Below are 866 nucleotides of genomic sequence, written 5' to 3'. Positions count from 1 at the left end.
CGCCGCGCACCTGCACCTCGGTCTCGTCGGCCCGGCCGACCACCACCGTCAGCGGCAGGTCGCTGGAAAAGGCCACCTGCTCGCCGGCTTGCAGACCACGCTGCAGCAGCACCCGGCCCGACGCCCCCGTGACCTGGACCCAGCTGGCGCCACGGGCGCGCAGCTGCAGCACACCCGAGGGCGGGGCCGGCGTGCCCAGGCCAGGCACAGCGCCCCCCGCCGCCTCGGCAGCGGTCGGAGCGGCGGGCGGGATGGCGGTCGGAAGCAACGGGGTGGGGGTAGCGTCTGGCACAGCAACCGGGGCAGGCAACGGGTTGGACTCCTGCACAGACGGCTCAGGAGCAACGGCCACTGCCGAAGCTGGCGAAAGAACCGGCAGCGCCGGATCGGCGACCGGTTCGACCGCTGTGGCGGGGACAGCGGCCGGCTCGGCCACCGGGGTGTCGGCCTGGGGCGGCAACAAGAACCAGAGCGTCACCGCCACCACGACCACCAGCACGGCCAGGGCGTTGGCCCAGGGCAGGCGCGACGGCCCCACCTTGGCGCTGCCGCCGCCCAGCAGCGGCGTCTGGCGGGTGGGCATGGGGGCGTTGAGCGCACTCTCGGGGTGGCCCAGACGCACCGCCGCCGAAGCCGGCAGCGCCGCCAGCACCGGCGCCGGATCGATCTTGAGGACCCGGCAGACGCTGGACGCCAGGGCGCGGGCAAAGGTCGTGTCGGGCAGGTCGTGGTAGCGCCCTTCTTCCAGCGCTTCCAGGCGCTGAACCGGCACCTTCAGCATGGCCGCCAGGGCCGGCAGGGCCAGCCCCGCCCGCTCGCGCGCCTGGCGCAACGCGGTCTGGGGCAACAGGTTCGGCGCGGTCGCC

The 866-nt window shown here is 75.1% G+C and carries 1 protein-coding gene; it reads right to left on the bottom strand.

The features are described 5' to 3' along the window. Positions 1-866, bottom strand: an 866-nt coding sequence (locus HA630_RS01025) for a RodZ domain-containing protein (RefSeq protein WP_166832094.1), incomplete at both ends; no start/stop codon positions are given.

The organism is Aquabacterium sp. A08 (assembly GCF_011742065.1).
Note: the sequence above shows the minus strand (reverse complement) of the source record. Positions and strands in the feature narration are given on the sequence as shown.